The organism is Streptomyces sp. NPDC047841 (assembly GCF_040704085.1).
Taxonomy (GTDB): Bacteria; Actinomycetota; Actinomycetes; order Streptomycetales; family Streptomycetaceae; genus Streptomyces; species Streptomyces argyrophylli.
The window spans coordinates 149759-171727 of record NZ_JBEYRP010000003.1; the positions used below are offsets into that span (position 1 = coordinate 149759).

Annotated in this window: 20 protein-coding genes; 9 read left to right on the top strand and 11 right to left on the bottom strand. The window is 73.3% G+C overall.

Annotation, left to right across the window (positions count from 1 at the left end):
* Nucleotides 1–104: 104 nt before the first annotated feature.
* From AB0947_RS05300 to AB0947_RS05330, 7 genes are all read right to left on the bottom strand, one after another.
* Nucleotides 105–1142, bottom strand: coding sequence for a LacI family DNA-binding transcriptional regulator (locus tag AB0947_RS05300; RefSeq protein ID WP_366748903.1), 1038 nt, complete (start codon nt 1140–1142; stop codon nt 105–107).
* A gap of 43 nt (nt 1143–1185) precedes the next feature.
* A complete protein-coding gene (locus tag AB0947_RS05305; protein WP_366748904.1) occupies nt 1186–2025 on the bottom strand; it encodes a hypothetical protein in 840 nt (279 codons plus the stop codon).
* Nucleotides 2026–2041: 16 nt separating this feature from the next.
* On the bottom strand, nt 2042–2362 hold the full coding sequence (locus AB0947_RS05310; RefSeq protein WP_366748905.1) for an L-rhamnose mutarotase: 321 nt from the start codon (nt 2360–2362) through the stop codon (nt 2042–2044).
* Nucleotides 2363–2380: 18 nt separating this feature from the next.
* A complete protein-coding gene (rhaS, locus tag AB0947_RS05315) occupies nt 2381–3460 on the bottom strand; it encodes a rhamnose ABC transporter substrate-binding protein (protein ID WP_366748906.1) in 1080 nt (359 codons plus the stop codon).
* Between the two features lie 123 nt (nt 3461–3583).
* Nucleotides 3584–4558 (bottom strand): ABC transporter permease, encoded by a 975-nt coding sequence (locus AB0947_RS05320; RefSeq protein WP_366748907.1) that lies wholly within the window; start codon nt 4556–4558, stop codon nt 3584–3586.
* Nucleotides 4551–5618 carry an ABC transporter permease gene (locus tag AB0947_RS05325; RefSeq protein ID WP_366748908.1) on the bottom strand — a complete coding sequence of 356 codons (1068 nt, stop codon included), beginning with the start codon at nt 5616–5618 and terminating at the stop codon, nt 4551–4553. Before AB0947_RS05325 ends, AB0947_RS05320 begins: the two co-directional genes overlap by 8 nt.
* Nucleotides 5615–7132: a sugar ABC transporter ATP-binding protein gene (locus AB0947_RS05330; RefSeq protein WP_366748909.1), complete on the bottom strand. Its 1518-nt coding sequence runs from the start codon at nt 7130–7132 to the stop codon at nt 5615–5617. The genes AB0947_RS05325 and AB0947_RS05330 overlap by 4 nt, the downstream gene beginning before the upstream one ends.
* 306 nt (nt 7133–7438) lie before the next feature.
* Here AB0947_RS05330 and rhaI point away from each other — a divergent pair, with 306 nt between their 5' ends.
* From rhaI to AB0947_RS05365, 7 genes are all read left to right on the top strand, one after another.
* Nucleotides 7439–8599 carry an L-rhamnose isomerase gene (rhaI, locus tag AB0947_RS05335; protein WP_366748910.1) on the top strand — a complete coding sequence of 387 codons (1161 nt, stop codon included), beginning with the start codon at nt 7439–7441 and terminating at the stop codon, nt 8597–8599.
* Nucleotides 8600–8730: 131 nt separating this feature from the next.
* Entirely contained in the window at nt 8731–10770 is a 2040-nt protein-coding gene (locus AB0947_RS05340) for a bifunctional aldolase/short-chain dehydrogenase (RefSeq protein ID WP_366748911.1), read from the top strand.
* The gene (locus AB0947_RS05345) at nt 10767–12230 is read left to right on the top strand and encodes a rhamnulokinase family protein (RefSeq protein WP_366748912.1); all 1464 of its coding nucleotides are present in this window, start codon (nt 10767–10769) and stop codon (nt 12228–12230) included. The genes AB0947_RS05340 and AB0947_RS05345 overlap by 4 nt, the downstream gene beginning before the upstream one ends.
* A 72-nt stretch (nt 12231–12302) precedes the next feature.
* On the top strand, nt 12303–13058 hold the full coding sequence (locus AB0947_RS05350; RefSeq protein WP_366748913.1) for a (Fe-S)-binding protein: 756 nt from the start codon (nt 12303–12305) through the stop codon (nt 13056–13058).
* A complete protein-coding gene (locus AB0947_RS05355; protein ID WP_366748914.1) occupies nt 13055–14533 on the top strand; it encodes a lactate utilization protein B in 1479 nt (492 codons plus the stop codon). Before AB0947_RS05350 ends, AB0947_RS05355 begins: the two co-directional genes overlap by 4 nt.
* Nucleotides 14530–15171 carry a lactate utilization protein C gene (locus AB0947_RS05360; protein ID WP_366748915.1) on the top strand — a complete coding sequence of 214 codons (642 nt, stop codon included), beginning with the start codon at nt 14530–14532 and terminating at the stop codon, nt 15169–15171. Before AB0947_RS05355 ends, AB0947_RS05360 begins: the two co-directional genes overlap by 4 nt.
* A gap of 73 nt (nt 15172–15244) precedes the next feature.
* The gene (locus AB0947_RS05365; protein WP_366748916.1) at nt 15245–16399 is read left to right on the top strand and encodes a betaine/proline/choline family ABC transporter ATP-binding protein; all 1155 of its coding nucleotides are present in this window, start codon (nt 15245–15247) and stop codon (nt 16397–16399) included.
* A gap of 6 nt (nt 16400–16405) precedes the next feature.
* Here AB0947_RS05365 and AB0947_RS05370 read toward each other — a convergent pair whose 3' ends face one another.
* The 4 genes from AB0947_RS05370 to AB0947_RS05385 form a co-directional block, all read right to left on the bottom strand.
* Nucleotides 16406–17353: an ABC transporter substrate-binding protein gene (locus AB0947_RS05370; protein ID WP_366748917.1), complete on the bottom strand. Its 948-nt coding sequence runs from the start codon at nt 17351–17353 to the stop codon at nt 16406–16408.
* Complete coding sequence (locus AB0947_RS05375; protein WP_366748918.1) at nt 17350–18021, bottom strand: ABC transporter permease subunit; 672 nt, start codon at nt 18019–18021, stop codon at nt 17350–17352. Before AB0947_RS05375 ends, AB0947_RS05370 begins: the two co-directional genes overlap by 4 nt.
* Nucleotides 18018–18698 (bottom strand): ABC transporter permease, encoded by a 681-nt coding sequence (locus AB0947_RS05380; RefSeq protein WP_366748919.1) that lies wholly within the window; start codon nt 18696–18698, stop codon nt 18018–18020. Before AB0947_RS05380 ends, AB0947_RS05375 begins: the two co-directional genes overlap by 4 nt.
* Before the next feature lie 268 nt (nt 18699–18966).
* On the bottom strand, nt 18967–19539 hold the full coding sequence (locus tag AB0947_RS05385; RefSeq protein ID WP_366748920.1) for a TetR/AcrR family transcriptional regulator: 573 nt from the start codon (nt 19537–19539) through the stop codon (nt 18967–18969).
* 136 nt (nt 19540–19675) lie between these two features.
* Here AB0947_RS05385 and AB0947_RS05390 point away from each other — a divergent pair, with 136 nt between their 5' ends.
* Both AB0947_RS05390 and AB0947_RS05395 read left to right on the top strand, forming a co-directional pair.
* A complete protein-coding gene (locus AB0947_RS05390; RefSeq protein WP_366748921.1) occupies nt 19676–20533 on the top strand; it encodes a MoxR family ATPase in 858 nt (285 codons plus the stop codon).
* A complete protein-coding gene (locus AB0947_RS05395; RefSeq protein ID WP_366748922.1) occupies nt 20530–21885 on the top strand; it encodes a VWA domain-containing protein in 1356 nt (451 codons plus the stop codon). The genes AB0947_RS05390 and AB0947_RS05395 overlap by 4 nt, the downstream gene beginning before the upstream one ends.
* Nucleotides 21886–21969: the final 84 nt, after the last annotated feature.

Sequence of the window (21969 nt, forward strand, 5' to 3'; positions counted from 1 at the left end):
TCAGCGCCTCTGGTCGGCGCGCACGGCCGGCGCCTCCCGCCGGCGCCCCCGGTCGCGCGCATCCGCTCGGCGCGAGCCCGGGCGCGGCGGGCGCACCGCGGGGCTCAGCGTGCGGCGAGGCTGGAGCGGCGCACCACCAGCTCCGGCTGGAGCACGACCCGCCGGTGCTCGTGCGCCCGTTTCCCCTTGCCGTCGCCCTCGCCCTGCTCGGTCTCCTCCAGCAGCAGTCCGGCGGCGAGGGCGCCCATCGTCACGGCGGGCTGCCGCACCGAGGTGAGGGGTACGGCGGCCGCGGCGGCGAACTCGATGTCGTCGTAGCCGACGATCGCCAGGTCGTCCGGGACGGTCACGCCCGCCGCGTACATCGCCTGGAGCACGCCGAGGGCGAGCAGGTCGTTGGCGCAGAACACGGCGGTGGGCCGGTCCGCGAGGCCCAGCAGCCGGGCGCCCGCGTCCCGGCCGGCGGCCACGTCGAGCCGCTCGGTGGGCAGTTCGCGCAGCGCCTCGGGGCCGAGCCCGGCCTCGGCCAGGGCGTTCAGCGCGCCGGTGCGCCGGTCGCGGACCTGGTTGAGCCCGGGCGGCCCGCTGACGTAGGCGATCGAACGGTGCCCGGCGTCCACCAGATGGCGGACGGCCAGCGCGCCGCCCGCGATGTCGTCCACCGAGACCGAGCACTCGGTGGTGCCCTCGGCGACCCGGTCGACCAGCACGAACGGGATGCCGTGCCGGCGGAAGGCCGCGATGTTGCGGCCGGTGGCGTCGGCCGGGGTGAGCAGCACACCCCGCACCCGCTGTTCGGCGAAGAGCGACAGGTACTCGGCCTCCTCGGCGGCGTCCTGCGCGCTGTTGCAGACCATCACGCCGAGCCCGGCGTCGCGGGCCGCGCGCTCGGCGCCGCGCGCCACGTCCACGAAGAACGGGTTGCCCATGTCGAGCACGAGCAGCCCCATGATCCGGCTGCGGCCCGCCCGCAGCTGGCGCGCCGACTCGCTGCGGACGTAGCCGAGCCGGTCGATCGCGGACAGCACGCGCGCACGGGTCTCGCCGGCGACGGTGTCCGGGCGGTTGATGACGTTGGACACCGTGCCCACCGACACTCCGGCGGCGCGGGCGACGTCCTTGATACCCACCGACTGGGCCATCGGGCTTGGACCTCCAGGGAACGGGGATGCGGCGGGACGACCTTCACATTACCGTCACGCCGGCCGGGCGAAGCCGGTCACGTGCGACGCCGGGGGCGTCGTGCCGGCGGACTCCCTCTGGTACGGGAACGAAAGGACGTTGTCCGGGCCCGCGGGGCTGAGGCGATCGGTCGAACGGGAGGACGGCGCAGGCGTTGTCGTACCGGTCGAGGACGAACTTGGTGCGCTGACCGGAGCGGAGCGGGACGGGGGTCCCGGTCGTCCGCCGGCCGGCGGAGGCAGTCTCGCACAGGTGTAGGGCGCGTCCGTGCGCGCTCCGGCCGGCGCCGTCGTGCGTGCCGCGCCGCCCGGAGCGGTCCGTGACACGGCCGATGGCGGACTGCGGGCGGCCCGCCGAGCCGGTGAACGGGGCGGTGCCGGCGCCGTGCTCGGCGGTGTGGGTGCCGGTCCCCTCCCCCGGCTCGGTCCACCGCGAACCGCCGTATCCGGCGCGGACGTTGCGGCCGATGCTGCCGGGGACACGGAAGCGGCGGCCGGGCCTGAGCCGGCCCTCGGGCGTGGTGACGCACCGCGGGCAGGTGAACCGCGGGGCGGGCGCCGGCCCGTCGAGGGCCGTCCCCGCGGCCCCGGAGGCGGACCCGGTCCAGGCCGTGGACGCGGGGTGGTCCAGCGGCCCGGCGGCGAACTCGGCGTGGCAGAAGCCGCCGTGGGCCCGGCGGGCCACGAGCGCGCCGCGTCCCGGCGTGTGGCGGGCGGGGTACCGGCGGCCCGGGCAGGTCAGCAGGCCGTTCTTCTGGAACGAGCCGGTGTCGACCGGGCCGCCGTGGGGGACGGCGCGGGCGCCCTGTTGTGCGGCGCCGTGCCGGGTGGCGGAGGGTCTCATCCGCGCGGCTCCCGCGTCATGCGAGGTGGAACACTTCGGTGAGCGGGCGCATGGCCTCGTCGGGCCGGGCACCGTCCAGGGACTCGAAGAACGGTGCCATCTCCTTCTGCCAGCGCGCGTTGACGCCGGTGGCGGCCATGCCGGCCTGGGCGGCGGCGAAGTCGTCGGTCTCCAGATAGCCGACGAGCAGGCCGTCGTCGCGCAGGAACAACGAGTAGTTGTGCCAGCCGGTCGCCTTCAGGGCGTCGAGCATCTCCGGCCAGACGGCGGCGTGCCGCTCACGGTACTCGTCGATCCGGTCCGCCCTGACCTTCAGCAGGAAGCACACGCGCTGCATCAACTGGCCCCCGTCGTCTCAGAAGTCGAACCGGTCGATGTTCTTGGCGTCGAACACGGTCGGCTTGCCCATGTTGATCACGCCGTCCTTGCCGATGGTGTACGTCGTGGCGCCGGCCTTGAAGGTCTCGCCCTCCTTGCCGGTGATCTGCCCCGAGGCCAGCGCGACCGCGGTCCGGGCGGCCAGGTCGCCGAGCTTGGCCGGGTCCCACAGCTCGAAGGCGTCGACGGTGCCGTTCTTGACGTACTTGCGCATGTCGTTGGGGGTGCCGAGCCCGGTCAGCTTGACCTTGCCCTTGTACTTGGAGCCCGACAGGTACTGGGCCGCGGCCTTGATGCCGACGGTGGTCGGGGAGACGATCCCCTTGAGGTCCGGGTGTTCCTGGAGCAGGCCCTGGGTCTGCTGGAAGGACTGCTGGGCGTCGTCGTTGCCGTAGGCGATCTTGACGAGCTTGATGTCCTTGTACTTGGGGTCCTTCAGCTCGTCCTTCATGTAGCCGATCCAGGTGTTCTGGTTGGTCGCGGTCTGCGCGGCCGACAGGATCGCGATCTCGCCCTTGTACCCGATCTGCTCGGCGAGCAGCTGCACCTCGGTACGGCCCAGGTCCTCGGCGCTGGCCTGCGAGACGAAGGCGTTGCGGCAGCCCGGGCTGGTGTCGGAGTCGTAGGTGACGACCTTGATGCCGTTGCTCATGGCCTGCTTCAGCGCGGTGCACAGGGCCCCCGGGTCCTGCGCGGACACCGCCATGGCGTTCACCCGCTGCTGGGTGAGCGTGTTGACGTAACTCACCTGCCCGGCGGTGTCGGTGGCGCTGCTGGGCCCCACCTCCTTGTACGTGGAGCCGAGTTCGGCGACCGCCTTCTCGCCGCCCTTGTCGGCGGTGGTGAAGTAGGGGTTGTTGACCTGCTTGGGCAGGAAGCCGACGGTCAGCCCCTTCTTGGTGGCGGCGTTCGGGTCGGCCTTGCCGGCCGAGGCGGCGGAGGCGTTGTCGTCCTTGACGTCCTTCTTGGTGGTGCCGCCGCAGGCGGTGAGCGCGAGGGCGAGGGAGGTGCCGGCGGCGAGGGCGGCGCAGGTGCGGCGGAGGGTCGGCTTGAGCATCGGATGGGCCCCTTGTCGTAAGGAGTGGGTGGTGCGCCCCTCGGGGGGCGCGGGGTTGTGTGGGGGTGCGGCTCCGCCGCGTGGGCGCGGCCGGCCGCGGACGGCCCGCGGCCGGCGGACGGGCTATCCGGTGGAACCGGCCGCCCGGGCGAGGGAGATCTGCCGCGCGACCCGGGGGCCCAGCACGGACACCACGAGCAGCACGCCGGTGACGACGATCTGCGACTGGGCGGAGACGTTCAGCAGGCTCATCACGTTCTGCAGCGCGCCGAGCAGGAAGACACCGGCGACGGCACCGCCGATCGTGCCCCTGCCCCCGTCGAAGTCGATCCCGCCCAGCAGCACGGCGGCGACGACGGACAGTTCGAGCCCGGTGGCGTTGTCGTACCGGGCGCTGGCGTAGTGCAGCGCCCAGAAGACGCCGGTCAGCGCCGACATGGCTCCCGTGGCGACGAACAGCAGGAGCTTGGTCCGCTTCACCCGGATCCCGGCGAACCGCGCCGCCTCCTCGCCCGCTCCGATCGCGAACAGCGACCGGCCGAACGGTGTGGCGTGCAGCAGCACCACGGCGACGGCGAGCAGCACCAGGAAGGGCAGGAAGGCCTGCGGCAGGAAGGAGTCGCCGATGCGGCCGGCGGCGAAGTCCAGGTACTGCGAGGGGAAGTCGGTCACCGCGTCGGAGCCGAGCACGATCTGGGCGATACCCCGGTAGGCGGCCAGCGTGCCGATGGTGACCGCCAGCGACGGCAGCCCGAGCCGGGTCACCAGCAGGCCGTTGACCAGCCCGCACGCCACCCCGAGCAGCAGGCACAGCGGGATGATCGTCTCGATGGCCATGCCCTCGTTCCACAGCTTGCCCATCACCGCGCCGGACAGCCCGGCCGTGGACGCGACGGACAGGTCGATCTCGCCGGCGACGACCAGCAGAGTCATCGGCAGGGCGATCAGCGCGATCGGGAGCGTGTTGCCGATGAGGAACGACAGGTTGAGGGCGTTGCCGAAGCCGTCGACGAAGCCGAACGACAGCAGCAACAGGACGATGAGCAGCGCGCCGACGACCGTGTCCCAGCGGACCGCGCGGGTGAGCGACTCAGGCACCGGCCTTCTCCTTCGCCATGGCGGACCTCCTGGGGGCCGACTTCTTCTTCAGGGCGGCGGCCACGCGCAGCGCCACGACCCGGTCGACGGCGATGGCGAGCAGCAGCAGGACGCCGTTGATGGCGAGCACCCACACGGAGCTGACGCCGAGCGCGGGGAGCACACTGTTGATCGAGGTGAGCAGCAGGGCGCCGAGGGCGGCGCCGTAGACGCTGCCGGAGCCGCCGGTGAAGGCGATGCCGCCGACCACCACGGCGCTGACGACGGTGAGTTCGTAGCCGTTGCCGGTGCCGGAGTCGACGTTGCCGAACCGGGCCAGGTACATGGCGCCGGCGAGTCCGGCGAGCGCTCCGCAGAAGGTGTACGCGGCGAGGATGCGCTTGCGGACCGGGATGCCGGCCAGCCGGGCGGCCTCCGGGTTGGAGCCGAGGGCGTACAGCTCCCGCCCGCTGCCGTAGTGCTTGAGGTAGTAGCCCGTCGCCACCAGCACCACCAGCGCGATCACGGCGAGCCAGGGGATCGCGGAGACGCCGCCGGAGCCGAAGTCGACGAAGCCGCCGGGCAGGTCGGCCGCGGTGATCTGGCGGGAGCCGACCCAGATGGAGTCGACGCCCCGGATGACGTACAGGGTGCCGAGGGTGACGACGAGGGCGGGGACCTGGCCGAGGCTGACGAGGAGGCCGTTGAGCAGCCCGAGGCCGATGCCGAGCAGGACGGCGAGGAGGATCGCGACGACCGCGTTGCCGCCGCCCTGGAGGTAGGTTCCGGCGGCGAAGGCGCTGATGCCGAGTGTGGAGCCGACGGACAGGTCGACGTTGCGGCTGAGGACGACCAGTGACTGGCCGGTGGCGACCAGCACCAGGATCGTCGCGTTGAGGAGCAGGTCCTTGATGCCCTGCTCGGACAGGAACTCGCTGTTGCCGGCCTGGGTGACGGCGATCATCACCAGGAAGACGGCGAGGATGGCGAGTTCGCGCATCTTGAAGACCCGGTCGACCAGCCGGGTGCCGCCGGAGCGGGGCGCCCCGGCGACGGGGGTCTCGTCGGTGGTGACCGTCATGCGGCGGCCCTCCCGGTGGCTGCGGCCATCACGGTCTCCTCGGTGGCGTCGGCGCGGGGTATCTCGGCGGTGATCCGGCCCTCGTGCATCACCAGGACCCGGTCGGCCATGCCGAGGATCTCGGGCAGGTCGGAGGAGATCATCAGGACGGCGACGCCGTCGGCGGCCAGCTCGCTGAGCAGCCGGTGCACCTCGGCCTTGGTGCCGACGTCGATGCCCCGGGTCGGCTCGTCCACGATGAGCACCTGGGGGCCGGTGGCGAGCCACTTGGCGAGGACGACCTTCTGCTGGTTGCCGCCGGACAGGGTGGAGACGGCGTCCGCGATCCGGGCGTACTTCACCTGGAGCTTCACGGCCCAGTCCAGCGACCGGCTGCGTTCGGCGGTCCGGTTCACCAGCCCGGCCCGGGCGGTCGTACGGAGTCCGGTCAGGCCGATGTTCCGCTCGATGGACATGTCCATGACCAGTCCCTGGGCCCGCCGGTCCTCCGGCACGAGGGCGAGTCCGGCCGCCATCGCGGCGGACGGGGCGCCGTTCGTCAGCCGGCGCCCGCCGACCTCGACCTCGCCCGCGTCCCAGCGGTCGACGCCGAACACGGCCCGGGCGACCTCGGTGCGGCCGGCCCCGACCAGCCCGGCGAGGCCGACGATCTCACCGCGCCGGACCTCGAAGGAGACGTCGGTGAAGACGCCCTCGCGGGTCAGCCGCCGCACGCTGAGCACGACCTCGCCGGCGCGGACCTCCTGTTTCGGATACAGCTCGGCCAGGTCGCGGCCGACCATGCGGCGCACCAGGTCGTCCTCGCTCATGCCGGCGAGCGGCTCGCTGGCGATCCAGGCGCCGTCCCGCAGCGTGGTGACCTGCTGGCAGATCTCGAAGATCTCCTCCAGCCGGTGCGAGATGAACAGCACGGCCGCGCCCTGTTCGCGCAGGGTGCGGACCACACCGAAGAGGCGGGCCACCTCGCTGCCGGTCAGCGCGGCGGTGGGCTCGTCCATGATCAGGACCCGGGCGTCGAAGGAGAGCGCCTTGGCGATCTCCACGATCTGCTGGTCGGCGATGGACAGGCCGCGGGCCGGCCGGTCGGGGTCGAGGTCGACGCCGAGCCGCCGCATCAGGGCCGCCGTGGCGGCGTGGGTGGCCTTGTGGTCGATCCGGCCGAGGGCGCGCCGGGGACGGCGGCCCATGAAGATGTTCTCGGCGATCGACAGGTCGGGGAAGAGGGTGGGTTCCTGGTAGATCACGGCGATGCCGGCGTCGCGGGCGTCGCCGGGGCCGTGGAAGACGACGGGCTCGCCGTCGAGCAGCACCTGACCGGCGTCCGGCCGGTGCACTCCGGCGAGGGTCTTGATCAGCGTCGACTTGCCCGCGCCGTTCTCACCGGCGAGGGCGTGCACCTCGCCGGGCAGCAGCTCCAGGGAGACGTCCCTCAGGGCGCGTACGGCGCCGAAGGACTTCGAGACGCCCTTCAGTGCCAGCACCGGGGCCGGTCCCGTGTCAGGCGGGTGGGTCATGGGGGCTCCTCGACGACACCGGCGAAGGGGCCGCGAGGCCGCCACGGTGTCGTGAAAGGTTTCAAGTGGATTGCGGGGACCGTAGGCACCACAGTCATGTCACGTCAATGGGTCCGTGTCGAAAAACTTGCGATAGCCAAAGGTCACGGCCCGATCACGGAAGACGGGGTGCGTCGGAGTCCTTGACACCCTTGCGGGCGGCACCTAGCTTGCCGTCCTGAATCGTTTCACAAACGCGTTCCCATGCTCGGTCGTTCCGTCCGACATCCGCTCAGTCGTCCCCCCCGACACCACAGGAGCCCCCAAGTGACCGACCTCGCCGCGGTGAAGGCCGCGCTCAAGACCCAGGCCGTCGAGACGCCGTCGTGGGCGTACGGGAACTCGGGCACCCGGTTCAAGGTGTTCGCCCAGGCCGGTGTGCCGCGCACGCCCTGGGAGAAGCTGGAGGACGCCGCCCAGGTGCACGCCTTCACCGGGGTCGCGCCGACGGTCGCCCTGCACATCCCGTGGGACACCGTGGAGGACTACGCGGCGCTCGCGAAGTACGCCGAGGAGCGGGGGGTGCGGCTGGGCGCGGTCAACTCCAACACCTTCCAGGACGACGACTACAAGCTGGGCAGCATCTGCCACCCGGACGCGGCGGTGCGGCGCAAGGCCGTCGACCACCTGCTGCGGTGCGTCGACATCATGGACGCCACCGGATCACGGGACCTGAAGCTGTGGTTCGCCGACGGGACGAACTACCCCGGGCAGGACGACGTACGGGCCCGGCAGGACCGGCTGGCCGAGGGGCTGGCCGAGGTGTACGCGCGGCTGGGCGACGGGCAGCGGATGCTGCTGGAGTACAAGCTCTTCGAGCCGGCGTTCTACACGACGGACGTGCCGGACTGGGGTACCGCCTACGCGCACTGCCTGAAGCTCGGCGACAAGGCCCAGGTGGTCGTCGACACCGGGCACCACGCGCCCGGGACCAACATCGAGTTCATCGTGGCGCTGCTGCTGCGGGAGGGCAGGCTCGGCGGGTTCGACTTCAACTCGCGCTTCTACGCCGACGACGACCTGATGGTGGGTGCGGCCGACCCCTTCCAGCTGTTCCGGATCATGTACGAGGTGATCCGGGGCGGAGGGTTCACCGCCGACGTCGCGTTCATGCTCGACCAGTGCCACAACATCGAGGCGAAGATCCCGGCGATCATCCGGTCGGTCATGAACGTGCAGGAGGCCACGGCGAAGGCGCTGCTGGTCGACCGGGCGGCGTTGGCCGAGGCGCAGTCCTCCGGTGACGTGCTGGGGGCCAACGCCGTGCTGATGGACGCGTACAACACCGATGTGCGCGGACTTCTCGGCGAGGTCCGCCAGGAGCTGGGGCTGGACCCCGACCCGATGGGCGCGTACGCCCGGTCCGGCTGGGCCGAGCGGATCGTCGCCGAGCGGGTCGGGGGCGAGCAGGCCGGCTGGGGGGCGTGAGCGTCTGCCCCTGAAGCGCCGTCGCGGGGTGCGGGTCCGTCCCGGCCCGTCGCGCCCACGCGGCGGAGCCGCGTACCGACACGGCCCCGCGCCCTTCACCACGCCCCCTCTCCCGGAAGGAACCCGTAGTCATGACCACCCATCCCGAAGTCGACGCCCTCCTCGATCGCTCCCACCGGCTCGGCTCCGATCCCCGGAACACCAACTACGCCGGCGGGAACGCGTCGGCGAAAGGCACCGCCACCGATCCCGTCACCGGGGGCGATGTAGAGCTGATGTGGGTGAAGGGCTCCGGGGGCGACCTGGGCACGCTCACCGAACCGGGGCTGGCCGTGCTGCGCCTGGACCGGCTGCGCGCCCTCGTGGACGTGTACCCCGGTGTCGAGCGCGAGGACGAGATGGTCGGCGCGTTCGACTACTGCCTGCACGGCAGGGGCGGGGCCGCGCCCTCCATCGACACCGCCATGCACGGTCTGGTCGACGCCCCGCACGTGGACCACCTGCACCCCGACTCGGGGATCGCGCTCGCGTGCGCCGCCGACGGGGAGAAGCTGACCGCCGAGTGCTTCGGGGACAGCGTGGTGTGGGTGCCGTGGCGGCGGCCCGGGTTCCAGCTCGGGCTGGACATCGCCGCCATCAAGGAGGCCAACCCGCGGGCCGTCGGGTGCGTGCTCGGCGGGCACGGGATCACCGCGTGGGGATCGACGTCCGAGGAGTGCGAGCGGAACTCGCTGCACATCATCCGGACCGCCGAGGCGTTCCTCGCCGAGAAGGGGAAGGCGGAGCCGTTCGGGCCGGTCGTCGCGGGGTACGAGCCCCTGCCCGAGGCCGAGCGCAGGGAGCGGGCCGCCGCGCTCGCGCCGTACGTCCGGGGTCTGGCGTCCCAGGACCGGCCGCAGGTCGGGCACTTCACCGACTCCGAGGTCGTCCTCGACTTCCTGGCGCGCGCCCAGCACCCCCGGCTGGCCGCCCTCGGCACCTCCTGCCCCGACCACTTCCTGCGCACCAAGGTCCGGCCGCTGGTGCTGGACCTGCCGCCGGCCGCGCCGCTGGAGGACGCCGTCGCCCGGCTGCGGGAGCTGCACGCGGCCTACCGCGAGGAGTACGCCGCCTACTACCGGCGGCACGCCCTGCCCGACTCCCCCGCCATGCGCGGCGCCGACCCCGCCGTGGTGCTCGTCCCGGGCGTCGGCATGTTCAGCTTCGGCAAGGACAAGCAGACCGCCCGGGTGGCGGGCGAGTTCTACGTCAACGCCGTCAACGTCATGCGCGGGGCCGAGGCCGTGTCGGCGTACGCGCCGATCGAGGAAGCCGAGAAGTTCCGGATCGAGTACTGGGCGCTGGAGGAGGCCAAGCTCCAGCGGATGCCGAAGCCCAAGCCGCTCGCCACCCGGGTCGCGCTGGTGACGGGGGCCGGCAGCGGCATCGGGCGGGCCATCGCGCACCGGCTGGTGGCGGAGGGGGCGTGTGTCGTCGTCGCCGATCTGAACGGCGAGAACGCCGTGGCCGTCGCCGAGGAGCTGGGCGGGCCGGACAAGGCCGTCGCCGTCACCGTGGACGTCACCGACGAGGAGCGGATCGCCGCCGCGTTCAACGCGGCCGTCCTCGCCTTCGGCGGGGTGGACCTCGTCGTCAACAACGCCGGGATCTCCATCTCCAAGCCGCTGCTGGAGACGTCGGTCGAGGACTGGGACCTCCAGCACGACATCATGGCCCGCGGGTCCTTCCTCGTGTCGCGGGAGGCGGCGCGGGTGATGACCGCGCAGGGGCTGGGCGGCGACATCGTGTACATCGCCTCCAAGAACGCCGTCTTCGCCGGGCCCAACAACATCGCCTACTCGGCCACCAAGGCCGACCAGGCCCATCAGGTACGGCTGCTGGCCGCGGAGCTGGGCGAGCACGGGATCAGGGTGAACGGCGTCAACCCGGACGGTGTGGTGCGCGGGTCCGGGATCTTCGCCGGCGGCTGGGGGGCGCAGCGGGCCGCGGTGTACGGGGTGCCGGAGGAGAAGCTGGGCGAGTTCTACGCGCAGCGGACGATCCTGAAGCGCGAGGTGCTGCCCGAGCACGTGGCGAACGCGGTGTTCGCGCTCACGGGCGGGGACCTCACCCACACCACCGGACTGCACATCCCGGTCGACGCGGGTGTGGCGGCCGCGTTCCTGCGATGAGCGCGGGCGTGAAGTCGTACGCCGCGGTCGACCTCGGCGCGTCCAGCGGGCGGGTGATGGTGGGGCGGGTGAGCGCGGACTCGGTGGAGCTGAGCGAGGCGCACCGGTTCCCCAACCGGCCGGTGCGCGTACCGGAGGGGCTGCGCTGGGACGTCCTGGCGCTCTACGGCGGTGTCCTCGACGGACTGCGGGCGGCCGGGGCCCACTGCGGTGGACGGCTCGCCTCCGTGGGCGTCGACAGCTGGGCCGTCGACTACGGCCTGCTGGACGCCGACGGGGCACTGCTCGGCAACCCGGTGCACTATCGCGACGCCCGCACCGAGGGGGTCGCGGAGAAGGTGTGGGCGACCGTGCCGGCGGCGGAGCTGTACGCGGCGACGGGCATCCAGTACGCGCCGTTCAACACCCTCTACCAGCTCGCGGCCGCCCGCGCCTCGGAGCAGTTCGCCCACGCCGGGCGGCTGCTGCTGATCCCGGACCTGCTGACGTACTGGCTCACCGGCGAACAGGGCACCGAGCTGACCAACGCCTCCACCACCCAGCTCGTCGATCCCCGGACCCGGGACTGGTCGTACGAGGTCGCCGGGCGGCTGGGGATCGACCTCGGCCTGTTCGCTCCGCTGCGGCAGCCGGGCGATCCGGCCGGAACGCTGCGGCCACAGGTGCTGGCGGAGACGGGCCTGACCGGTCCGGTGCCGGTGACGGCCGTCGGCTCGCACGACACCGCGTCGGCGGTGGCCGCCGTCCCGGCGGACGGGGAGCGCTTCGCCTACATCTGCACCGGCACCTGGTCCCTGGCCGGCCTGGAGCTGTCCGCTCCCGTGCTCACCGAGGAGAGCCGGGCCGCGAACTTCACCAATGAGCTGGGCCTCGACGGCACCGTCCGCTATCTGCGCAACATCATGGGGCTGTGGCTGCTCCAGGAGTGCCTGCGGGCCTGGGGCGAGCCGGATCTGGGGGCGCTGCTGCGGGAGGCGGCCGGCGTGCCGGCGCTGCGCTCGGTGGTGGACGCCGGGGACGAGCAGTTCCTGGCGCCGGGGCGGATGCCCGAGCGGATCGCCGGGGCGTGCCGCGCGTCGGGGCAGCCGGTGCCGGGGACCCCGGCCGAGATCACCCGCTGCATCCTCGACTCGCTGGCCCTCGCCCACCGGCGGGCCGTGCTGGACGCGCAGCGGCTGGCCGACCATCCGGTGGACGTGGTGTACCTGGTCGGCGGCGGCACCCGCAACGCGCTGCTGTGCCAGCTGACGGCCGACGCCTGCGGGCTGCCGGTGGTGGCCGGCGCCACCGAGGCGGCGGCCCTCGGCAACGTCCTCGTGCAGGCCCGCGCGGACGGGCTCGCCGGTGATCTCGCCGCCCTGCGCCGGCTGCTCGTCCGGACCCACCCGCTCACCCGGTACACGCCCCGCGGCGACACCGGCCCGTGGCGGGCGGCCCAGTCCCGGCTCGCCACGCGGTGAGCCGCGGTCTCCCCTCGGCGCCGCCCGCCGATTACTCTGCACTCGTCCGATGACCGACACCGAGGAGCCGCGATGCGTGTCGCCCTGTTCCTGACCTGTGTCAACGACACGCTGTATCCGGACACCGGCCGGGCCGTGGTGAAGCTGCTGACCAGACTGGGTGTCGATGTCGACTTCCCGATGGCGCAGACCTGCTGCGGGCAGGCCCACTACAACACCGGCTACCGGCATGAGGCCGAGCCTATGGCCCGTCATTTCTCCGATGTCTTCGGGGAGTACGAGGCGATCGTGACCCCGTCCGGGTCCTGCGGGGCGATGGTGCGGGAGCTGTATCCCCGCATGGGCGAGCGGGCCCGGGCCGAGGGCCGCGGGGACGCGCTGGCGCGGACGCTGGCGCCGGTCGTGCCGAAGACGTACGAGCTGACGGAGTTCCTGGTCGACGTGCTCGGGGTGACGGACGTCGGCGCCTCCTACCCGCACACGGTGACCTACCACCCGACCTGCCACGGGCTGCGCGGGCTCGGGCTGGGCGACCGGCCGCGCCGGCTGCTCCAGGCCGTCAAGGGGCTTGAACTGGTCGAGCTGCCCGGCGCGGACGAGTGCTGCGGGTTCGGCGGCACGTTCGCGGTGAAGAACGCGGACGTGTCGGCGGCGATGGGCGCCGACAAGGTGCGCAACGCCGAGTCGACGGGCGCGGAGGTGCTGTGCGCGGCCGACAACTCCTGCCTGATGCACCTCGGCGGCACGATGACCCGGCTGCGCACGGGCATGCGGCCGGTGCACATCGCGGAGATCCTGGCGAGCACGGAGGAGGAACCGGCGGTATGAACGGAACCTATCTCGGCATGCCGGCCTTCCCGAAGGCCGCGCACGACGCCGTCCGCAACCCCGTCCTGCGGGGCAACCTGCGCCACGCCACCCACACCATCCGGGCCAAACGGGCCAAGGCGGTGGGCGAGTTGCCCGACTGGGCGGCGCTGCGCGAGGCGGGCCGGCGGATCAAGGACCACACCCTGCGCCACCTCGACCGCTACCTCGTCCAGTTGGAGGAGTCGGTCACCGCGGCCGGCGGCACGGTCCACTGGGCGGCGGACGCCGAGGAGGCCAACCGGATCGTCGCCCGGCTGGTCAAGGAGACCGGCGAGTCGGAGGTCGTGAAGGTCAAGTCGATGGCCACGCAGGAGACCGGCCTCAACGAAGCCCTGGAGGCCGCGGGCATCCGCGCCTACGAGACCGATCTCGCCGAACTGATCGTGCAGTTGGGCAAGGACCGCCCCTCGCACATCCTGGTCCCGGCCATCCACCGCAACCGGGGCGAGATCCGGGACATCTTCCGCACCGAGATGGGCGAGTGGGGCCGCCCGGCCCCGGAAGGGCTGACGGACACGCCCGCCGAACTCGCCGAGGCGGCCCGGCTGCACCTGCGGGAGAAGTTCCTGCGCGCCAAGGTCGGCGTCTCCGGCGCCAACTTCATGGTCGCCGAGACCGGCACGCTGGTCGTCGTGGAGTCCGAGGGCAACGGCCGGATGTGCCTGACCCTGCCGGAGACGCTGATCTCGGTCGTCGGCATCGAGAAGGTGGTGCCCACCTGGCGCGACCTGGAGGTCTTCCTCCAGACCCTCCCCCGCTCCTCGACCGCCGAGCGCATGAACCCGTACACCAGCACGTGGACGGGCACGACGGACGGCGACGGTCCGCGCGCCTTCCACCTGGTCCTGCTCGACAACGGCCGCACCGACACCCTCGCCGACCGGGTCGGCCGCCAGGCGCTGCGCTGCATCCGCTGCTCGGCCTGCCTGAACGTGTGCCCGGTGTACGAGCGGGCGGGCGGGCACGCGTACGGCTCGGTCTACCCGGGCCCCATCGGCGCCATCCTCAGCCCCCAGCTCAGGGGCACGGCGAGCGAGATCGACGCCTCCCTGCCGTACGCGTCGAGCCTGTGCGGGGCCTGCTACGAGGTGTGCCCGGTCGCCATCGACATCCCCGAGGTGCTGGTGCACCTGCGGGAGCGGGTGGTCGAGGGCGGTCCGGCGGTGCGGCAGGGCAACACGGTGGTGCTCCGGCCGGCGAAGGGGCACGCGGCCGAACGGGCGGCGATGCGGGCGGCACGCTGGGCGTTCACGCACCCCGGCGCCCTGCGCACGGGCCAGCGGCTGGCCTCCCGCACCCGCCGGCTGCACCCCCGTACCCTGCCCGGCCCCGGCCGGGCGTGGACCGGCACCCGCGACCTGCCGGCCCTACCGCCCGAACCGTTCCGGGACTGGTGGCAGCGGACGCGCGGCGGGAAGGACGGTGCGAAGTGAGCAGCAGGGAGCGGATCCTGGGCCGGGTGCGGCGCGCGCTCGCGGACGTGCCCGCGGACGAGGTGCCGTACGAGGAGGCCGTGCCCCGGGACTACCTGCGCGAGCACGGGCGGCGGACCACCGAGGAGACGGTGGAGCTGCTGGCGGAGAACCTGGTGGACTACCGGGCCGTCGTGCACCGCTGCGACGCGGAGGAGTTGCCGCTGCTCGTCATGCGGCTGCTGGCCGAGCGCGGCTCCCAGGAGGTGCTGGTTCCTCCGGGGCTGCCGCCGGAGTGGCTGTCCGCCGCCGGTCCCGTACGCATCCACGACCGGGCGGCGGACACCGCCCAGCGGCTGGACCGGGTGGACAGCGTGGTGACGGGATGCGCCGTGGCCATCGCCGAGACCGGCACCATCGTGCTCGACGGCTCCCCCGACCAGGGCCGCCGCCGCATCTCGCTCGTCCCGGACCACCACATCTGTGTCGTGCGCGTCCCGGACCAGGTCGTCTCCTCCGTACCCCAGGCCCTCGAACGCCTCGACCCCACCCGCCCGTTGACCTGGATCTCCGGCCCGTCGGCCACCAGCGACATCGAGCTGGACCGGGTGGAGGGCGTCCACGGCCCCCGCACCCTGGAGGTGATCCTGCTCGGCTGACCGCACCCCCGGGCGTCCGCCGGTCGGGGCACGACGGAATGAGGCGGGCCGCGTCCTGCCGTACGTTGAGGGAATGATCCGGTTCGAGCAGGTCACCAAGCGGTATCCGGACGGTACGACGGCCGTGGACGGTCTCTCCTTCGAGGTGGCCGAGGGGGAACTCGTCACGCTCGTCGGGCCCTCCGGGTGCGGCAAGACGACGACCATGATGATGGTGAACCGGCTCATCGAGCCGACCTCGGGCCGGATCCTCGTCGGCGGCGAGGACGTCGCGGCCGTCGACCCGGTCCGGCTGCGCCGCCGGATCGGGTACGTCATCCAGCAGGTGGGCCTCTTCCCGCACCGCACCGTCCTCGACAACACCGCGACCGTGCCCGCGCTGCTCGGCTGGAAGCGGTCGAGGGCACGGGCGCGGGCGGCCGAGCTGCTGGACCTGGTGGGGCTGGATCCGAAGACCTACGGGCCGCGCTACCCGCAGCAGCTGTCCGGTGGTCAGCGGCAGCGGGTCGGGGTGGCGCGGGCGCTGGCCGCGGACCCGCCGGTGCTGCTGATGGACGAGCCGTTCGGCGCGGTCGACCCGGTGGTGCGGGAGCAGTTGCAGGACGAGTTCCTGCGGATGCAGGCGGCGGTGCGCAAGACGGTGCTGCTGGTCACGCACGACATCGAGGAGGCCGTCCGGCTCGGCGACCGGATCGCCGTGTACGGGCAGGGCCGCATCGAGCAGTTCGACACGCCGGGCGCGGTGCTCGGGACGCCCGCGACGCCGTACGTCGCCTCCTTCGTGGGCGCCGACCGCGGGCTGAAGCGGCTGTCGGTCACCGCGATCGAGCCGGACGACCTGGAGCAGCCGCCCGTCGCCCGCCCGGACGAGCCGGCCGCGCGGGCCCTGGAGCGGCTGCGGTCCGCGGGCGCCCGCTGGGCGGTGGTCCTGGACGCGGGCGGTGACCTGCACGGCTGGGTCGGCGTCGACGAGCTGCCGGCGGGCGGCACGGTCAGGGACCTCGCCCACCGGATGACCGCCTGGGTGCCGGTCGGCGCACCGCTGAAGCAGGCGTTCGGGGTGATGCTCCAGCACGACGCCGGGTGGGTCGCCGTGCTGGACGGGGACCGGTTCCTCGGTGTGCTGACCCCGGCGAGGCTGCACGAGGCGCTGCGCCGCTCGGTGGACGCCGACGCGCGCGGGGTGACGCGGGGGCAGGTGCCGTTCGACTCGGTGGCGGACGCCTGACCCGGGTCACCTCAGCAGGCCCTTGTCCTTCAGGTAGGCACGGGCCACGTCGGCGGGCAGCCGCCGCCAGCTGTCGACCTGCCGGTTCATGGCGGCCAGGTCGGCGGTGGTGAGCACGTCGTTCAGCCTGCCGAGCGCCTTCGCCACGCCGGGGCCGCCCGCGCGGGCGCGGTTGACGACGGGGACGACGTAGTCGGCGTTCTGCAGTCGCCTGTCGTCGGCGAGCAGGACCAGGCCGAAGGCGTCGAGGGTGGCGTCGGTGGTGGTGGTCAGCACCATCTGGTCGCGTCCCTCCTGCACGGCCCGCTTGGCCTGGGTGGTGCCGACGCCCTTGGGGTCGACGCCGGTGACGTCGATGCCGTACACCTTCTTCAGACCGGGCGCGCAGTACGGCCGTCGCACGCATTCGTCGCCCGCCGCGAGCCGTACCTTCAGCCCGGAGTCGCCGAGGTCGCCGAGGGTCCTGAGGTGGTGGCGGCGGGCGTAGGCGGCGGTCACCGCGAAGGCGTTCTGGTCGACGGCCCGGCCGGGCGGAAGGACGGTGAGGCCGCGGGGTGCGGCGAGGGCGCGCAGGGCCTTCATCGTGGTGTCGAGGTCGGGCGAGCCGGCCGGGGGCGCGTCCGCGCCGTGGGTCCTGGCGCTCAGCCAGTCGGCCAGGGTCGCCGCGTACTCGGGTACGACGTCGATCTGGCCGGACTCCAGGGCGGGTTCGTACAGCTCCCGGTTGGCGACCGTGAGGAGGGACGTCCTGTAGCCGGCCTGGTCGAGCAGCTGGGCGTACATCTGGGCGAGCAGATCGCTCTCGGTGAAGCCGGCCGAGCCGATGGTCAGGTGACGGCTGTCCCCGGGCGGCGCGGTGACCTGCCCGCGGTCCTCCAGGGACGGGCCGGTGGCACAGGCCCCCAGGGCGAGGAGGGCGGCGGTGGCGAGTGCGGCACGGGCTCCGGCTCTCATCGGCCGCCCCGCACCCATGCCGGCGCCACTCGCTCGGCGATCTCGAAGACGCCCTCGACGAGCAGGGCGAACACCGCGACGAGCAGGGCGCCCGCCACCACCTGGGGCGTGCTGGCGAGGTTGAAGCCCGCCGTGATGATCCGGCCGAGGCCGCCGCCGCCCGCGAGCGCGGCGATCGTGGCGGTGGCGACGAGCTGGACGGCGGCGATCCGCACGCCGTTCAGCAGCAGGGGGAGCGACAGGGGCAGCTCCACGCGGAACAGCAGTTGCCGGCCGGTCATGCCCATGCCCCGGGCGGCCTGGACGACGCCCTGGTCGACCTCGCGCATGCCGACGTAGGCGTTGGTGAGCAGCGGCGGTACGGCGAACAGCACGAGGGCGACCACCGTGGGGCCGTCCCCCCACCTCCCGACCGGGGTCAGCAGGAGCAGGACCAGCACGGCGAAGGTGGGCACGGCCCGGCCGACGTTGGAGAGGTTCACGGCGAGCGCGCCGCCCCTGCCGAGGTGGCCGAGGACGAGCGCGACGGGCAGCGCGGTCAGACAGCTGAGGACCAGGCAGCCGACGGTGAGCAGGAGGTGCTGGAGCAGCCGGTGCCGGATGCCGTCGTCGCCCGGCCAGTGCGCGGCGTCGGCCAGCCAGTCCCAGGCGGCGGCGAGGGTGCTCACGTGCGGGCCGCCCGCGTCCAGGGGGTGATCAGCCGCTGCACGCCCAGCAGGAGCAGGTCGGCGGCGACGGCGATCAGCACGCACAGGACGGACGCGGTGAGCACCTGCGCCTTGAAGTAGGTGTTCATGCCGGCGTAGATGAGGTTGCCGAGACCGCCGAAGCCGACGATCGCCCCGACCGTGAGCAGGGAGACCGCCGAGACGGTCGCGATGCGCAGGCCGGCCATCGCGGCGGGCAGGGCCAGGGGCAGCTCCACGGTGAGCAGCAGGCGGACGGGGCCGTAGCCGAGACCCCGCGCGGCCTGCCGGGTCTCCTCCGGGACCGCGCGCAGGCCGGCGAGGATGTTGCGGACGAGCAGGGTGAGCGAGTACAGCACGAGCCCGGCGACGACCAGGGTGGCCGAGAGGCCGTAGAGCGGCAGGAGCAGGGAGAACATGGCCAGCGACGGGATGGTGTAGAGGATCGTCGTCACGGCGAGGACCGGCCCGGCCGCCCAGCCCCAGCGGCGGGCCAGCACCGCCAGCGGCAGCGCGATGACCATGGCGACGAGGACCGCCAGGAAGGTCAGCCGAAGGTGTTGGACGACCGCGTCGAGCAGGATCTGGCGGCGGGTGCTCAGATAGGCGCCGCAGATCCACTCGTTGCGCGCGAGGCAGTCGTCCGGAGGGGCGATCACGGCTCCATTGCACCGGACGGACGAGCCCGGCGGCACGTTGTGGTGACCCGGACGGGGACGGCGAGTGCCGTGGGGCCCCGGCGGGGGGGGCCGGCAGGGGGATGCGCGCCCCGCCCGCCCACAGCGAGGCGGTACGTGCCCCTGCCCGTCCCAGCCTGGCGGCGGCACCGAGGCGCGCCCGCAACGACCCCCACCCGGCCCCCCTGTGCCCCGCCGACCCCAGCCAAGCGGCATGTGGCCTGCGGCCGGGGCCGCGTACGCATCCGCGTCAGTGGACTCCCGCCGCGTCCAGCAGGGCCGTCGCCGTCGTCGTGGCGAGTCCGTCGTCCAGGTGTTCCACCCGGGCGCCGGCGCGGGCGTTGGCGCCGTCGAAGACGAGCAGGAGCTGGCGGGCGAGCAGCTCGGGGTCCCGCGCGCCACCTCGCTGCGCGGCCTCGCGGAAGGTGCTCAGCAGGGTGTCCTTGGCCTCGCGGGCGACCACGCTCGCCGGATGCCCGGGATCCTTCACCTCGACCAGCACGGCCAGGTACGGGCAGCCGTGGTACTCGGGTTCCACGGAGCCCTTCTCCATCTGTTCGAAGACGTACAGGATGCTCTCGCGCGGGGTCACGGCCGCCGGATCGGGGTGGGTCAGCCGGGCCTGGTACGCCGGCATCCGCCGCTCCAGGCTGGCGGCCAGCATCTCGTCCTTGCTCTCGAAGAGCTGGTACATCGACCGCTTGGAGACGCCCGCCTCCCGGCACAGCGCCTCGATGCCGATGGAGACGCCGTCGCGATAGGTGAGCCGTGCGGCGGCGTCGAGCAGCCGGTCGCGGGGGGACGCCTTCTCTTTGCTGGTCATACTGCGAGGTTACCGCGACGCCGGGCGGAGGAGACCGATCGGTGTACAGCATGGCGCGCAAGCTGAACAAGCGCTTAGATAGGAGAGCGCCAACCGCTCCTCACGGACCCCGTCCCCGACCTCGCCGGAGGCCCCGTTGTTCACGTCCGTCGACGACGTCTCCGCCCGCCTCGCCGGGACCGGCTACCTCGCCTCCCCCGCCGTCGCCACGACCGTGTTCCTCGCCGCCCGGCTGGGCAAGCCGCTGCTGGTGGAGGGCCCCGCCGGGGTCGGCAAGACCGAGCTGGCCAAGGCCGTCGCCCAGGTGGCCGGGGCCCGGCTGGTACGGCTCCAGTGCTACGAGGGCGTGGACGAGTCCCGGGCGCTGTACGAGTGGAACCACGCCAAGCAGCTGCTGCGTATCAGCGCGGGCCGCGGCGAGAGCTGGGACGAGACCCGCACCGACATCTTCACCGAGGAGTTCCTGCTCCCCCGCCCGCTGCTGACCGCCATCCGCGGCGACGAGCCGACCGTGCTGCTCATCGACGAGACCGACAAGGCCGACGTGGAGATGGAGGGGCTGCTGCTGGAGGTGCTCAGCGACTTCCAGGTCACGGTCCCGGAGCTGGGCACGGTCACCGCGACCCGCCGCCCGTTCGTCGTCCTCACCTCCAACGCCGGCCGCGAGCTGTCCGAGGCGCTGCGCCGGCGCTGCCTGTTCCTGCACATCGGCTTCCCCGAGGAGGAGCTGGAGCGGCGGATCGTACGGCTGAAGGTGCCGGGCCTCGGCGCGGCGCTGACCGAGTCGGTGGTCCGGGTCGTCGGGGCGCTGCGCGCGATGGACCTGCGAAAGGCGCCGTCCGTCGCGGAGACCGTCGACTGGGCCCGCACCCTGCTCGCGCTGGGCGCCGGGACGCTGGACGGGACCGTCGTACGGGACACCCTCGGGGTGATCCTCAAGCACCAGGACGACATCCAGAAGGCGGCGGCCAAGCTCGACCTGGACGCGCTGTGACCGCCGTCGCCGACCGGATCACCGGCCTGGCCGCGGCGCTGCGCGCGCACGGGGTCCGGATCGGCACCGGGGAGACCGTGGACGCGGCCCGGGCGGTGGAGGCGCTGGGCCTCGCGGACCGGGAGCGCCTGCGCGAGGGGCTGGCGGCGACGCTGCTCCACGGACCGGGCCAACGGGCCCTGTTCGACTCGGCCTTCGACCTCTACTTCCCGCGCGGAGTCGGCGGTCCCGAGGACGCCCCCCGGGACCGGGACGCCCTGCGCGACCGGCTGGCCGAGGCGCTGGCCGCCGACGACCGGGCGATGATGGCCCGGCTGGCGGCGGAGGCGGTCGACGGCCTGGGCGGGTACGGGAGTGCACCCGGCTCGGACGGCTGGTCGGCGTACCAGACCCTGGACCGGCTGCGGCCCCAGACCCTGCTGGCCCGGGTGCGGGCCGACGTCCGGGGCCGGGACGGCAGCGGCGGCACCGGGTTCGCGGACCGGCTGCTGGACGACGAGATCCGGCGCCGCATCGAGGAGTTCCGGCGGCTGGTGGGGGCGGAGGCCCGGCGCCGGGTGGCCGAGCGGCGGGGGCGGGACGAGATCGCCCGGCGGGCTGTGCGGCCGACCGCCGACCGGGTCGACTTCCTGATCGCGAACCGGGACCAGCTCACCGAACTCCGCCGCGCGGTCCAGCCGTTGGCGCGGAAGCTGGCCACCCGGCTCGCCGCGCGCCGCCGCCGGGCCGCGCGCGGCACGATCGACCTGCGCCGCACCCTGCGCTCCTCGCTGTCCACGGGGGGCGTGCCGATGCGGCCGGTGCTGCGGCGGCGCCGCCCGGCCCGGCCCGAACTGGTGCTGCTGTGCGACGTGTCGGGCTCGGTGTCCGGGTTCTCGGACTTCACCATGCTCCTGGTGCAGGCGCTGCACGACCAGTTCGGCAAGGTGCGCGTGTTCGCGTTCGTCAACCGGCTCGACGAGGTCACCGGCCTGCTCGACCACGGCCGCGCCGACCCCGACGGGCTCGGCGCCCGCATCCGCGCCGAGGCCACGCTCACCGGCTGGCACGGCAGCAGTGACTACGGCGTGGCGCTGGGCGAGTTCGCCGAGCGGTACGGCGCTGCGGTGGGGCCGCGTACGACGGTGTTCGTCCTCGGTGACGCCCGGACGAACATGAGCGACCCGAACCTCCCCGCCGTGCGCGAGCTGGCCCGGCGGGCCCGGCGCGTCTACTGGCTCAACCCCGAGCCGCGCGACCGCTGGGGCACCGGCGACTCGGCCGCGCCCGCCTACGCCGAGCTGGTCGAGATGCACGAGTGCCGCACGGCCGCCCAGCTCAGCGCGCTGATCGCGGGCCTGCTGCCGGTGTGAGGGCGGACGTGGCCACGGTTTCGGCCGACCTGCTCCTGGCAACGGACTCGCCTCGGTCACGACGCCGGGCGTCCGTCCGTGATC